General features: G+C 48.1%; 14 protein-coding genes and 2 pseudogenes. All 16 read right to left on the bottom strand.

The window, feature by feature from the left end; genetic code table 11:
* Nucleotides 1-149: 149 nt before the first annotated feature.
* The 16 genes and pseudogenes from FDW87_RS17135 to FDW87_RS17065 all read right to left on the bottom strand — a co-directional run bounded on the left by FDW87_RS17135 (nt 150) and on the right by FDW87_RS17065 (nt 14374).
* A pseudogene (locus tag FDW87_RS17135) lies at nt 150-539 on the bottom strand (putative zinc ribbon protein).
* A gap of 241 nt (nt 540-780) precedes the next feature.
* Nucleotides 781-996, bottom strand: a pseudogene (locus FDW87_RS22910) (VOC family protein); the annotation flags it as partial.
* 52 nt (nt 997-1048) lie between these two features.
* Nucleotides 1049-1300 (bottom strand): zinc ribbon domain-containing protein, encoded by a 252-nt coding sequence (locus FDW87_RS17125; protein WP_137379989.1) that lies wholly within the window; start codon nt 1298-1300, stop codon nt 1049-1051.
* Nucleotides 1301-1427: 127 nt separating this feature from the next.
* Nucleotides 1428-3065 (bottom strand): class I SAM-dependent methyltransferase, encoded by a 1638-nt coding sequence (locus FDW87_RS17120; protein ID WP_137379988.1) that lies wholly within the window; start codon nt 3063-3065, stop codon nt 1428-1430.
* A 10-nt stretch (nt 3066-3075) separates the two neighbouring features.
* A complete protein-coding gene (locus tag FDW87_RS17115) occupies nt 3076-3333 on the bottom strand; it encodes a YjhX family toxin (RefSeq protein ID WP_001054379.1) in 258 nt (85 codons plus the stop codon).
* A 276-nt stretch (nt 3334-3609) separates the two neighbouring features.
* Nucleotides 3610-4470 (bottom strand): ketose-bisphosphate aldolase, encoded by an 861-nt coding sequence (locus FDW87_RS17110; protein WP_137379987.1) that lies wholly within the window; start codon nt 4468-4470, stop codon nt 3610-3612.
* A gap of 2 nt (nt 4471-4472) precedes the next feature.
* On the bottom strand, nt 4473-5879 hold the full coding sequence (locus tag FDW87_RS17105) for a PTS fructose transporter subunit IIC (protein ID WP_137379986.1): 1407 nt from the start codon (nt 5877-5879) through the stop codon (nt 4473-4475).
* Nucleotides 5880-5900: 21 nt separating this feature from the next.
* Entirely contained in the window at nt 5901-6374 is a 474-nt protein-coding gene (locus FDW87_RS17100; RefSeq protein ID WP_100167009.1) for a PTS sugar transporter subunit IIA, read from the bottom strand.
* A 1-nt stretch (nt 6375) separates the two neighbouring features.
* Entirely contained in the window at nt 6376-7359 is a 984-nt protein-coding gene (locus FDW87_RS17095) for a transcription antiterminator (RefSeq protein ID WP_252363225.1), read from the bottom strand.
* Nucleotides 7360-7482: 123 nt separating this feature from the next.
* Nucleotides 7483-7881 (bottom strand): helix-turn-helix domain-containing protein, encoded by a 399-nt coding sequence (locus FDW87_RS22905; RefSeq protein ID WP_252363224.1) that lies wholly within the window; start codon nt 7879-7881, stop codon nt 7483-7485.
* 439 nt (nt 7882-8320) lie between these two features.
* Entirely contained in the window at nt 8321-9583 is a 1263-nt protein-coding gene (locus FDW87_RS17090) for a PTS galactitol transporter subunit IIC (RefSeq protein ID WP_137379985.1), read from the bottom strand.
* Nucleotides 9584-9672: 89 nt separating this feature from the next.
* Nucleotides 9673-10668: a 2-hydroxyacid dehydrogenase gene (locus tag FDW87_RS17085; RefSeq protein ID WP_137379984.1), complete on the bottom strand. Its 996-nt coding sequence runs from the start codon at nt 10666-10668 to the stop codon at nt 9673-9675.
* Nucleotides 10669-10684: 16 nt separating this feature from the next.
* On the bottom strand, nt 10685-11446 hold the full coding sequence (locus tag FDW87_RS17080; protein ID WP_014882344.1) for an SDR family NAD(P)-dependent oxidoreductase: 762 nt from the start codon (nt 11444-11446) through the stop codon (nt 10685-10687).
* A gap of 11 nt (nt 11447-11457) precedes the next feature.
* Complete coding sequence (locus FDW87_RS17075) at nt 11458-12996, bottom strand: FGGY-family carbohydrate kinase (protein WP_137379983.1); 1539 nt, start codon at nt 12994-12996, stop codon at nt 11458-11460.
* A 20-nt stretch (nt 12997-13016) separates the two neighbouring features.
* Nucleotides 13017-13568 (bottom strand): glycerol-3-phosphate responsive antiterminator, encoded by a 552-nt coding sequence (locus FDW87_RS17070; protein WP_000479583.1) that lies wholly within the window; start codon nt 13566-13568, stop codon nt 13017-13019.
* A gap of 14 nt (nt 13569-13582) precedes the next feature.
* Nucleotides 13583-14374: a class I fructose-bisphosphate aldolase gene (locus FDW87_RS17065; RefSeq protein WP_014882346.1), complete on the bottom strand. Its 792-nt coding sequence runs from the start codon at nt 14372-14374 to the stop codon at nt 13583-13585.
* Nucleotides 14375-14378 lie beyond the last annotated feature (4 nt).

Here is a 14378-nt window from a genome sequence, read left to right as displayed (position 1 = left end):
ACGCGGCAAAGAGGTGACGACACAATCGTCCAAATAGTTTCTGCCCCGTAAGAATTTACGAGAGAGTTTATCAAGTCGGTGGGGCTTCGACCATGTCAGTGGCGATATAAATACCCAGTGCGTTGGTGGCGAGAAACACTTCAACATTCTCATGATGTCACCCATTTTGACTGGCTGAAGTCTCTGGTACGACAGGTTAGGCAGTAACGTTCACCATAGTAACTGCTCTCGCATTATGTGCATTGCCAGCCGGCTTTACTGACCCTGGGAGTGGCATCGGGGAGGAGGCGCAGCAACCGTCTGACCAGTTGCTGTTCACTGGCATCCGGATTGGTATAGGGGCAATGCTGTCGACCATTGCTGGTGAGACCCGTTTAGGTGTGTTCGAACCACGGGCATTCGTTGTTGTACTCAGGATGGCATTGCAGCGCGCAACCGCAGAGGTGGCAGGTATCGCTATCATAAGGGGATATCTGCGTGGTACGTGCACCGTTCAGACCACCGTTAACGTCGAGAGCGAGAAAGGATTTGGCAAACATATTCTAGGCTCCAGCCAGCCAACACGCAGGCATAAGCCGTCCCTGAAGGGCAGACAGAAGCCATGCGGTTGGAAGGTTTAAAGATGTTGCGAGTGGTATAGTGGTGTTGTTATCACACAATGAGATGCTGGCGTAAAAACAGTCAGACATCTCGGCATTTATCGACTCGTACAACTCTCTTCTGAAATTTGCGGATCGGTTTAGTTTCAGGTAGAGGGCTGAGGTTCCCGGTTTATCGTTCTCAGGATTGTGCGGTGTAATAAACGAAAGCCAGTTTGTTGCCATCGTGGTCTCTGACGTAAGCACTGCAGAAACCTTCGCCGTAATGTGGACACAGGCCAGGTGCTCCCTCGTCCGTGCCGCCGTAGTTTAAAGCGAGCGCGTGAAGCTGCTGGATATGCTCGGTAGAGCGGGCAATCAGCACACCATTTCCGATTGTGACAACCTGTTTATCGAAACATTGGCTCTCCTTAATAGATTCTGGGGAGAGTGAAGATAATCAGCTCAAATCACTCGTCCGCTTTATGAGCCCAGGCGGGCATTGCCGTCAGATAACGTTTTGCACGCTTTTTCGCTTCTTCTGGGCCAACCTTTTGCCAGGAATCAAGGAAGCTAGCTAAGCCTGATACCGCTTCTTCCCAGGGTTTGAGATTGCCGTTGCTGTCGCTGCAGTACGCACAATAGTGATCGCTTGCACTGTGTGCATCGGGTGCCGACATCGGCATTCCGCAAGCCTGGCAGAACTGTTTATGTTGTGACATATGATGCTCCTTATGGTGACATCCTGATTAATAAATATACTGAGTGTGTATTGTGCAGGTGATGCCTCAGATCAAAGCAAAGGTGAAGCCCCCGGTATTTCCGGTCAGAAATACCGGGAACCTGTTGTTACCTGGCAATAAGCGCGAATACGCCCCAGCCAAAGAATTCCCGCGCGTACGTTACGTGGCGTTTCGGCGAGATGTTTAGCTCGGCCCTGACTTCCGCTACGAAGTCATCATCAGGATTGGCCTCCAGCCAGCGGCGCATGGTCAGCCACTTCGCTGCCTCATACCGGTCCCAGCCTTCCTGGTCTGCCAGTACCATTTCCACCACGTCGTAGCCGAGTTCATCGAACGCACTCACAAGCCCCGGAAGCGTCAGGAAATCGGTTGACGAACTGACGCCACAGGCCAGGGCTATCTCGTCCGTTGCCGGTACCTGACGCCAGTAGGGTTCGCCGATAAGCATGATCCCGCCCGGTTTCAGGCTTTGCGCCAGCAGTTCAACCGTCCCGGCAAACCCACCGGCAATCCATGTCGCGCCGACACAGGCGGCTATATCGCATTTCTCTTCTGCCACATATCCGGCGGCGTCGTTATGAATGAAATGAACCCGGCTGCTGACGTCGAGTTCTTCTGCGCGGCGTCTGGCCTGCTCGCTGAACAACTGGCTCATGTCGATACCGACCCCGGTAATGGCGTGATCGCGGGCCCAGGTACAGAGCATTTCCCCCGAGCCGCTGCCGAGATCAAGAATGCGGGTGCCCGGCTTCATGCGCAGCACGCGACCCAGCGTGGCATACTTCTCTTCGGTGAACGGGTTGTGGATGCGGTGTTCGCTTTCACTGATGGTAAAAATACGTGGGATATCCAATTTGGAATTCCTTTTATTGCGTTGAGTATTAAGAGGAAGTTCCTCTGAGGCTTTTGCTTTTTCGGCTAGCAGAGCAAACAGCTTTCCTTCAAATGTTTCGCTGACTGGCCAGTCGTGGCTTTCAGGAGGAGGAAGCAGGTTAAATCCGGCATTGTCGAGCAGGCTGACGTACTCGTCATCGCGCCAGGCCGTCATCTGGCTGCCGAAACGGGTGGTTTGGCCGTTTGCCTCTATGGCCCAGAACTGCGTTGAGCTGGTCTGTGCTTCCTCATCCCAGCCATGTTCCGTCAGCAGTAGGTGAGGGACGCCCAGAAACAACCCGTCCGGACAGCGTTGCCAGCTCGGTTCAGCTATTCCCTGACGTTTAACTTCGTCGAAAGTATGGACTTCAGTGAGCAGCCTTCCACCCGGCTCCAGCCACAGCGCGCATCGGCTGACGAGCGAGCGCGCATCTGCCGTGCTAAATACATTCAGTTCCCCGAACGTCATCATGATGAAATCGAACGATTTATCCGGCCAGTATGCGCGGATATCCTGCTGGACATAGTCGATATTCAATCCGGCATTCTGCGCCTGCTGACGAGCCCAGTTCACAGATGCCGGTGAGAAATCCACACCGGTGCAGTGAAATCCGCGCTCTGCTAAGCGGTGGGTGTAAAAGCCGGGACCGCAGCCGAGATCGAGAATACGTGCGCCTGGGGGTAATAGGCTGGCGATCCAATTCACCTGCCGCTCAATGACCTCCTGCCTGCGGCTGGCCCAGTCGTGATCCTGCGACAAATGGTTCGCGAGCATGCGCTGGCTAAAGGCCGGTTCGTCCCAGGGAATTTTGCTCTCCTCCGCCGACAGTTGAATGTGTCGGGATGAGGAAATAAGGGTGCTGATATCCATTATGCTCTCCTTAGCGATTATCGAGCTGAGCGCGAACGTTATTCAGCCCGGTGGTGTTGATTCGATAGGGTTGACCGTTGACGGATTTGATCAGTTTTTTGGTTTTGAGTTTTTTGAAGACGGCGAGCGTGCAGTCGGTCAGCAACAGCCCTTCGCGGCTGTAGCATTCAACGGAGGTGACGCGGCCTGAAGAATCGCGGACGTGCGCAATACGTCCACCTTTAGCGAGAACGTGTAAGGTACGTTGTTCCTGACGGGATAAATTCATACTGAAGAACCTGTTTAATCATCATGTGCAAAACGTGCAAACACACAGCGGTGTCCGCATTCGATTTCGACGCATTGATAATCAGTCCGGCCTGAAAAGGTCGGGGAGCTGATTATCGGATGATTACATTCTCCAGCATCAAAGCCTCGGGTTGGGTTGAAAGGTATTTACGGGGTGAATAATAACACCTGATTTTTGTAAGTGAATACCCAAGGATGAAAAGTGTGATCCCGATGGGAGCCTGTCAGGGCTCCCTTATTGAATCGCCTCGTCTTCTTAGCCGTAAAGCGCCGCCTTACCGATGGAGGAGAATAAATCCATCTTATGAATCACAATCTCCTTCGCCGCGTCCATTGGCTTAAGATATAAGGCGTTAGGTTCGTGACTTCCTGATTTCAGTTCTTCTCCAAGGGCAACATAGAATGCTTTTTTCATATCGCTGGAAATGTTGATTTTGCTAACACCGTGCTGGATAGATTCTGCCACCTCAGCATCTTTGTTACCTGAACCACCATGCAGAACCAGAGGGATGCCCAGACGCTGCTTAATGGCTTTCAGCCTCTCGATATCCAGTTTCGGCTGTTTTCCTGCCGGGTATAACCCGTGTGATGTTCCAATCGCAACCGCTAATGTATCGACCCCTGTCTCTCTCACAAACTGTTCAGCCTGATGTGGATCGGTATAAAGGATTTCAGCGTGCCCGCCTTCGCTGCTGCCCTCAGCCACACCTATCGTGCCGAGTTCCGCTTCAACAGATACGCCCGCAGCATGAGCTACCTCGCTTACATAACGGGTGATCGCAATGTTTTCCTCAAATGGAAGGGCTGAGGCGTCGATCATGACTGACGTGTAGCCAGTGCGTATGGCACGCATAACCTGTTCCAGCGTCTGTCCGTGGTCCAGATGGATCACGACGGGTACCGTTGCCTTAATCGCCAGTTCGCGAAGATAGTAAATAAAATCATCCCCGGTAAATTCATGCTCATCAGGATGCACTTCAAGAATGACGGGTGAACGAAGTTTTTCTGCAACCTCAATGACGAGCCTGGCAAACTCGGCAGAGGCAATATTGAATGCGCCAACACCAAATTTATTTTGCTGAGCTATGGATAAAATCTCTTTCATATTCATAAGCATGGTTAAATCTCCTGTACAGTTTCAGGGCTGTCTTTCTTAATAAAACGAAGAATAAGGGCCGTCAGTAATGCGCCTGCAGCAATGGCAGCGATATAGCCAACAACATTGGTAATCACATTCGGAATAAACATGACAAATACGCCACCGTGCGGGGCTCTTGATGCACATCCCAGCGCCATAGAGAGGGCTCCTGCCAGCCCGGACCCTGCAATAATGGCGGGGATGACGCGGAGCGGATCAGCGACTGCATAAGGGATTGCACCTTCCGTGATAAAAGACAGGCCAAGAACATAGGTGACTTTGCCGGTGTCTCTTTCCTGACGGGTAAATTTACGACCAAATAGCGTGGTGGCGAGCGCAATGCCTAACGGCGGTACCATGCCAGCAGCCATGCAGGCGGCAATCGGTTCATAGATACCTGTCGACATCAGGCCGATAGCAAACATACAGACGGTTTTATTCAGCGGTCCGCCCATGTCGAAGGCCACCATCATGCCTATCAAAAGTCCCATAATGGCTGCGTTGGTATTCCCGAGGTTTTGAAGGAATAAGGTTAGCGAGTCGAGAAGAAACTTAATTGGCTCGCCAATGACTAATACCATCAACGCACCGGTAATAAAAACGCTCAGTAACGGGACGATCAGTATTGGTTTCAGGCCTGCTACGGACTTAGGGAGATTGATATATTTCACGATAAGCAGTGTGATATATCCCGCCAGGAATCCGGCCAGTAGCGCTCCGAGAAATCCCGAACCCGTTTGTATCGCCATCATGCCGCCAACTGCCCCAGATACCATGCCCATATTGCCGCTAATCGATTTACTGATGCCAAGTGAAAGAATAGGCAGCATTAGTGCAAATGCAGCGCCGCCCCCGATATCAGAAAGCATTTTTGCAACAGGGCTGAAATTTGGATCGCCAGGTGTTGCAGCGGTAATGCCAAATGAGAAACTCAGGGCAATAAGAATGCCACCGGCTACCACGAACGGAATCATCAAGTTAACGCCGGTAATAAGATGTATATAAATATGGGAAACGAGAGATTTATCCGTATCTTTTTGTGGCTGCTTTTCCGAAATATCTGACTCAAGATTCCGTTCAGGCTGTAATTTTCCAGAAATAATATCATCCAGTAACCCAGAAGCATCTTTCGCTGCACGCGTTACCGAAACGCGGATAATGTTTTTATTATTAAAGCGCGAGAGATCAATAATCTTATCGGCAGCGATTAAAACAATGTCCGCCTGTCTGATATCATCATCTGTAAAAATATACTCACTCTCAACAGCGCCATGAGTCTCAACAAGTAAGGGAATGCTTTTTTTACAAGCGTTCTTTTTAAGATTTGCTTCGGCAAGGTATGTATGTGCAACGCCAGTTGGACAGGCGGTAATTGCAATAATTTTCATTTTATTCTCCTTGTAAGGATGCTACTCCCCGGTATTGCTGATAATTAACCGGTACAGTTCCTCTTGTGAGTTGGCATTAAGTAATTTTTCGACGACGTCATCATCTCCTAATGCAATTGATATACGGGCCAACACTTTTATATGCCCCGCTCCGCTGTCGACTTCTTTCACGGCAAACAGAATCACTAGACGAACATCGGAACTATCCATGGTTTCCCAGTCGACAGTCTCCTTAAGCCTGGCAACAGCAATTCTGGTTTGTTTAACCCATTGGGATTTCCCATGTGGAATAGCAATCTGATTTTCGAAACCCGTTGACCCTAGTGCTTCTCTTGCAAGCACGTCAGCGATAAACCCTTGTTTATTATCGATCACACCTTCTTCGCATAGCGACTGCGTCAGTTGCTCAATGACATCCATTTTACTGTTCGCCTGCATATCAGTTATCACGCAGGCTTTGCTTAATAGATCACTTAAAACAATTTTATCTAACATGCTATTTCTCCTGAGGGTTGCGTTCGGTGAACAACGTTTCCGTCACGCGAATAATATCTTTTGCTGAAAAAAGAGCGGATACATATGCCACAGGGATCATCATTTCTTCTATCCTCACCGTTGAAATAATTAAGTCACACCTCTTTTCAGATAATGTTTTTTTAAGCCTGTTTCCGGGCACGATATCGACGATCTCCCAGTCCGGGAATGCTTTTATAATCCGACTATATAAAAGTTGCGATGTGCCGACTCCACTGGAGCAGACAAGAATGATTTTTTTATTTTCTTTAACCTTTTCTATTGCGGCCTGAATATAAACGCTTAAATAAGCAACTTCATCCTCTGAAGGGGGATCGTGTTTATCGTAGTTATTTATTTTCATAGTGGCATTTCTAACAGCAGTGAAAACATCTGAGAGCTCTTTTTTTATCTCATCAAGAAGAGGGTTATGAATAATTATCCGGTAAGTTAGTCGATTTAACATCGGCTTAATATGCATGACCAGAGAGTTCAACAGTGTTTTGTCTGATATCAAATCACATTTAAGCGACTGAGAGATATCACTTGTCAGATTTATAGCATAACTTACCGCCTCTTTATCCTGAAAATCGTTATCTGGAAGGTTGGTTAAGGTCGTGTCTTTTCCTGATGAAATCAGATACTGATAGATGTAGCTAGTTTCAATATCTGGAAAGGGAAATGTATATTTTCCCTCTAGCCATGATATTGCCTTAACTGCAACTTTCCATTCTTTATTATCATGAGTTGGAACCTTGTTGTTATCGGTATGAGGGGGACACTTCTCCATTCGTCTGATGGTGACCAGTAAATGTGAAAAAAGATTGGTGTAGTATGGTTCACTGATGGCACATGCTAATTCACCTTCTATGAAGGTGATGAGGTTGATACAGTTCGCGACGTTTTCTTTACCAAACTCTTTTATGAGTTGTACACGAGAAAATCTGTCGATTCGACTATCGGTCATCTGATAATTGCATATTACGCTATGTGTTATGATCTCCTTGAGAGCCATGCGAATATCATAGTCATTACCTTCAACATACGTTCCCGTATGATTCTTTATCATCACTAGTGAAAAACTGCCCAGCTATTTATCAATTTTATTTAAATCCTCTACGATTGAGGAGCGACTAATGAAATACTTGTCTGATAAGAAAGTAATGGATAACGGCGTTGGTGAGTGCGTCAGCAAATCAGTGATGATGCCAATGAGTCTTTTGCTTTTTAATATGTTAGCAACATGTTCGTCTGGGGATGCGACTGGCAAAGACACTATTTCGGTTGCATTCAGCCTCAGGCCCAGGCCAGGTCTGCAGAGTATGTAATCGCCTTTATCAGCGAAAAAGTCGTTGATAGCATCTACATCTCTTCTGAGCGTACTCACTGAAATATGAAGGATTTTCGCGGCCTGAGCCGTGCTTAGCCAGCCATCTTCCTGAGCTAATCGATTTACCAGTAATATTTGTCTTTTGCTCAGCACTTTCATTATCCACTCCTTCGAAGAAATGTTGGCGCTTCATTGATGTTAGTTATAACGACTCTAATGATGAGAGGAAATACCATGTAATGAACGCATGTATACCATCACAATGAACAGCTCGTTATTCGGGAGAGGCGTGATTATACGTGGGCATTTGTAAGTTAATGTCCCTAAGAGAAAAGAATAAGGTAGTTAACTGGTTTAATGGATGAGTATATTAATGGTGTGAGCTTGATGTTAATTGTGCTTTCAAAAAAAACACAATTTGGAGACGAAGTTAAATGAGTCATATACAGAAACTTTCATAGCAAGATTTGCCTTTTGAAGTAATCTTTTTCTAAGAAATGCTCTGGTTGATATGTCATTCAGTTGAAGTTTTTCCTGAAATGTTTAAAAAGAAACAAAGGGCAGGGGATTGCCCTCTGTTTGTGTTCGTGACTCTGAATTAAGGTGCAGTACTGAAAAACTCCCCAAACTTCACTGCCAGCCAGCCAACCGGTGTGGTCGCCCCCCCGACAATATTAGTAATTTCAGACATTCCCTCCGGCACTGGAATGTTGGAGTTAACCGCCGCCTGAGTGTATTCCTTAGAAATGTCCGTTCCGACGTACAGAATGCAGCTGACGATCAGCGTGCCGCTAATGAACATGCGGAACATATTACGTTTACAGAATGGCGTGACCATCGCCAGCAGGAACATCAATGAAGCCAGGTCGACAAATGGCAGAACGCGGTTACCGGGCAGAATGATAGACAGCACTATGGCCATCGGGATTAACAGAAGTCCGGTTGCCAGCACTGAAGGTTCGCCAATTAATAACGCGGTATCCATGCCAATGTAAAAGTCGCGGTCAGGGAATTTGGCCTTCAATTTTGCTTCTGCGGCATCACGGACGATTAGTAATCCCTGCACCAGTATTTCAATCATTTTGGGCAACAGCAGCATCGCGGCGGAGACTTTAATTGCCAGAGAAACGGCAGCTGAAACGTCGTACCCGGCAAGGAAAGCCAGCAGCAATCCCAGTACAAAACCCAGAGTCAAAGGCTCACCAAATACACCGAACTTTTTATTAATGCTTTCCGGATCAAAATTGATTTTATTGATAAGCGGAATTTTATCAATAATGTAATTACAGGCAATGCCAAAGGGGACGTAGGCTATACAGGTAAGATGGGGGAAGGAAATCCCTTTGAGATTATAGTTTTTTTGCAAATATGGGGCGGTTAAATCTGCTGCCAGTAGTGTTAAGACAAAAATACCAAATGTTATGCCGACAGAAAGCCAGTAGTTGCCGGTTCCGGCATACACGACCGAACCCATTATCAGGAATATCCAGTAGTTGAAGATATCGATATTCACCGTTTTGGTTAATTTGAGCAGCAGCATAGCCAGGTTGATGACAATAAAACCGACCACCACAGGCAGCATCAGCGGAGAGCCCCAGCCAATCGTTGAAGCGGTCGGCCACCCGGTGTCGACGACATTCAGCTGCAGGCCGATGCGCTCGACCATTGCCTGAGATGCTGGGCCAATGTTCGTCAGCAGCAGGCCAATTACCAGGCCGACGCCTTCAAACCCAATACCGACCAGCATCCCGGCTTTAAATGCCGTGCCAATTTTTACCCCAAAGCAAAGTGCTATGATAAAGAATATTACTGGCATCATTACTGATGCCCCCAGACTAATAATGCTGTTGATAATATCCATAATTATTCCTTAACAAGGCGGCCGAATTGGGCGCGAGCGAAGCCGTGCCCAATGGGCTCAATAATAAACCTTAAAGGTCTTTTTTATATTTAACTGAGTTTCTTCAGCAAGATCTCAGCAAATAGTTTGGGTGAATTACTGAAGGCGTCGAGCGTACTGCCCGCAATATGCGGGGTGATGGTGACGTTATTCAGTAAATAAAACGCGCTGTCATCAGGTAACGGCTCATCGTCGAAAGTATCCAGCGCCGCCCCCATAATTTTTCCGGTCTGTAGAGCGTCAATCAGATCGCGTTCATTGATTAGCCCGGAGCGCGCAGTGTTGACAACAATGGCGCTGCTTTTCATTAACCCGAAATGGTGTGCGTTGATCAGGTTTTCGGTTTCCGGCGTCATACGGGCATGGAGTGAGACAACGTCAGCCCGTGTTACCAGTTCGTCGAGAGTATCGACTTTCTCATAGCGTTCGTGGCCGGAGACGTACTTATCATAAAAGATAATTTCCGTGCTGAAGGCGCTAAGAAAACCCGCGACGAGTTGAGCAATATGACCCAGGCCAACCAGACCGACAACCTTACCGCCAAGCTCTGGAATAGCCTGATGATTCGGGCTGTCTTTACGCCAGAACTTATCGCGTAACGCATCATGAGAACGGGCAATATTGCGCATTTCGGCCAGCATCATCCCGACCGTAAATTCCGCTACGCTGCGGGCATTGCGCCCCGGCGTGTTCATTACCTCAATTCCTCGGGCCAGTGCGACCTGCTGGTTGACGTTTTCAACGCCCCCTCGCAATACCCCGATGTATTTGAGCTTTGGCAGTTTATCCAGCACTGCCGTATTGACCGGGGCAAACTGGGTTATCAGGATTTCAACGTCGTCAGCACCCTCAAGTAAGGCTGCGGGTAACGTGACCGCTTCTGCGCCTTCCTGCTCGACCCGCAGATTATCTTCCTGCAATTTTTCGATCGAATCATGCGACCATTCACGAACTTCAACGTCGATACCTTTATCCCTGAGCGCATTAAGACCTGCATCCATCATCGCTTTGTTGATAAAAAGATCGGCAATTGCCAGACATTTCATAGTGATTCTCCATAGATTAACGCATCAACATACCGCCGGTGACATCCAGAGTTGCTCCCGTCATATAGCTGGTTTTAGGAGAAACCATGAAGACCCCGATGTCGGCAATTTCATTTGGCTGAGCCACCCGACCTACTGGAATACGGCTGACGTAATAGGCAGGATCCTGTTCAATATTTTTACGGATCATCGCGGTGTCCATAATCCCGACAGCGATGTTGTTCACGTTGATATTTTGTTTTGCTACCTCTCTTGCCAGCGAGATAGAGAAAGCTACCAGGCCCGCTTTACTTGCCGCGTAATGGGCATGGCCGGTTGTGGAGCCATGGAACGCAGCCTGTGAAGTAATATTTAAAATGCTGCCAGCCTGATCTTGTTGCAGGCAGTGATTCACAAACAATTGGCTTAAATGGAATACCGCTTTCAGGTTCACATTCATTACCAAGTCCCAGTCTTGTGGGGTTATCTCGGTGACGTAACCACTGAGCCAGATACCGGCGTTATTGACCAGAATGTCGGCCTTTCCCATCTGCTCAATGCAGGCCGCAAAGAGATGCTCCCGGCTTTTCTCATCGGCAAGATCGGTTTTCACCGCAATAATTTTGACGTCAGTGGTGGATTTCACCTGTTCAATCAGTAATTCCGGGCACTCTTCATCACGCAGGTACGTGAAACAGATATTGACGCCTTCTTTAGCCAGGGAAAGGACAAATTCCCGGCCAAGCCCCGTGGCTCCACCGGTGACGATGGCTGTGCGGTGTTTCAGATTTAGATCCATTCATTCCTCACTTAATGCGTGATGTAGTTACTGCAGCTTTTCCATGGGGACTGCATTTCAGATAACAGGTTTTTGTAGAGCTGATATTTGTCCTGGTACACTTGCTGATGGGCCGGATTCGGCGTCACGGTACGCGCGACGCGCACCATTTCATTGGACGCGGCGAAGACATCATCAAACCAGCCAATCATGACAGCGGCTGTCATTGCGGTACCGAGTGTGCCGTGTTCTTTGACATCAACAATCTCAAGCGTGCACTGGAAGATATCGGCAAAAACCTGTAGCCAGACCGGCGAGTTGGTGACTCCCCCAGCAATTCGGATGGTGCGACTCAAATCCGGATTGATGTTCCGTAAACGTTCGGTGTGATAGAGATGGCTGAACGCCACACCTTCGTAAATCGCACGCAGGAAATGCGCTTTTTTATGGAAACTGTTCACCCCAATAAAGCCTGCTGAGGCATCGGGAATGGTGTTAGAGCCAAATACGAAAGGAAAGAACAGCAGATGGCTTTCTTCTGGCGTCGTGGATAAGACCAGCGAGTTACACAACTCATAGACGGAAGATCCCTGAGCAGCAGCGGTTTCCCGGTCGTTCTCCATGAAATTATTGATAAACCATTCAAGATTACTGGCAGACGTCGGACTAGCCTCTGTTATCAGCCATTTACCGTCGATCGGGTAAATCGAAGTCATAAACAGATCTTTGTCGATAACCGGATGGTCAGTCACATATTCATTGATGCTCCAGGTTCCGGTGATGATAGCCAGCTTATCAAGAGTGTTAATCCCGGAGGCGACAGACGAGGCGGAAATGTCGAACACGCCGCCAGAGACGGGGGTGCCTGCGCATAAGCCTGTCTGACGGGCGACTTCATCGGTTATCCGACCGCAGCAGTCCGTGGACAGTTTGACGGGTGGCAATTTCGTGCGCAGGTCAGCAAGCCCCCACCATGCCAGTAGTTCATCGTCATACTTGCGGTCACGTACGTTAATCAGGTTGGTCCCGGAGATGTCAGTAAGCTCAAGATAAGCCTCTCCGGTCAGGTAGAAGCGGATCAGGTCTTTTACCATAAAAATGGTATGTGCTTTCTGCAGCACCTCCGGCTCGTTATCCTTCAGCCAGGCCAGCAGAGCAATGGGTTGTCCGGCCCAGATTGACTGCATGGTTTTAGGCAGGATGTCGGTCAAAAACTCGGGTGAGTTTTGCCACTTTTCTACGTACTCTTTTGCCCGACTGTCGGTTGAGATAATGCCGTTGCAGACCGGGTTGCCAGCTTCATCTACCAGATACAAACCGTTCCCATGTCCGGTGACGGCGATTCCTTTGATTTGACTGGCGTCGATCCCTGATTGCTCAATCGCTTTTTTGATGACCTCGATGTTAGCCGCCCACAGCTCGGTAATATCGCGTTCGGTATGAAATTCCCTGGGTGTCAGCATCTGGGTGGATTTTGACGCGATAGAAACCACTCTGCCGTTGCGATCGTAGATAGCCGCCTTAGTGACTGTCCCGCCAATATCGATACCCATTACATATTCATCTTTCATTACCGTGGACTCCTTATTGGTTACCATAAACCCGGCTCGCTGGTGGTTATTCCTTTAAACCCGGCATGGAATATTTTATCTACAAGGTATTTCCGCTTTACAAAGCCTCCGGCGATGAATATCACGTCAAAGCCATTTAAGTTTCGGCTAATCAATTCCAGACACTGGCAGGCATATTCAGCAGGTAAGATTTCTATTGCATCCGGCGGGTTATGTTTAACGATATCGATAGACTGATCCAGTGATCGAGAATCGATAAGTAACACCCGAAAAATAGTCAATAACCCCTCTTTTTTTGCATAGCGCAGGGCGGAGAGATTGGAAGAAATAACACCATCAACTTTATAATAACTTTTCAGTAGATTGATCCCAGCCTGATCGGGTTTAAACCCGCCGAGTAACTCCAGATGGACCAAAACCTTCTTACCACTTTGATGACATTTGCCTATCAGTGATTGCAGATTGCCGATATTGGCCTCTGACAACAGAACATATTCCGATGCACAGGATAATGCCTTGTCAAAATGTTTATACTTTCTAACTGAAGGAATGATGGTGTTATTTAAAAACATATTAGTATCCGATGTTATTTAGCCATATAGAGGCTGTATGCTTCTTCCGCAGAGGCATTTTCGTGGACGATAGCATTCAGGCCTGCGACCACTCTGTCTGGTCGCGGGTCCTGAGTGATATTTCGACCCACTGCCACGCCTTTAGCCCCAACCTGCATACAGTGCTGAACAAACTTGAAGTAACCATCAATGCCGGTTTTTGGGCCACCAAGTGCAAGGACGGGAACGCCTGCCGCTTCGACGATCAAGCGGTCTTCCGCTGTACCTGTAAAACGTGTTTTGATGACATCGGCCCCCAGTTCCACTGCGGCGCGAGCCGAGGCGGCGATAATTGCCGGGTTGTTCGAGTCGTCGCTGGTCACGGGGTAGCCATAGGGAAGTGATTCGACAATTAGCGGCATGTTCCAGCGGTCTGCGGCCTGTGCCAGTTGCATTGCCATGATGTGCGTTTTTTCTTCGTTGAAGGCACCCGGGAAGGTCATGCAGACGACACCTTCAGCGCCGACTTTTAATGCATCTTCAACGGTAAACATCGGGGTAGTATCGGGAACGGTATTATCAAAAATACTGACTGTACTATCGACGCGTAATACAACAGGAACCGAATTTAATGGCTCACGAAAATTTTTCAGCATGCCGTACGTGACCAACGCACAATCCAGCCCTTGCTCAACCAATGCCGGCAGTTGGTTTATCGTATTATCAATACCATTTGTTTTCGTGGAAAAATAGTAACCATCCAGCGCTAATGTCACTGATTTACCATCTTTTGCAAAAATCTTTGAGAGACGGCGTTCTTTAGACATTTAT

It is taken from the genome of Citrobacter sp. wls826, assembly GCF_005281245.1.
Taxonomy (GTDB): domain Bacteria; phylum Pseudomonadota; class Gammaproteobacteria; order Enterobacterales; family Enterobacteriaceae; genus Citrobacter; species Citrobacter braakii.
The sequence above is the reverse complement of the archived record's forward strand: the minus strand, read 5'-3'. Positions and strand labels throughout refer to the sequence as shown.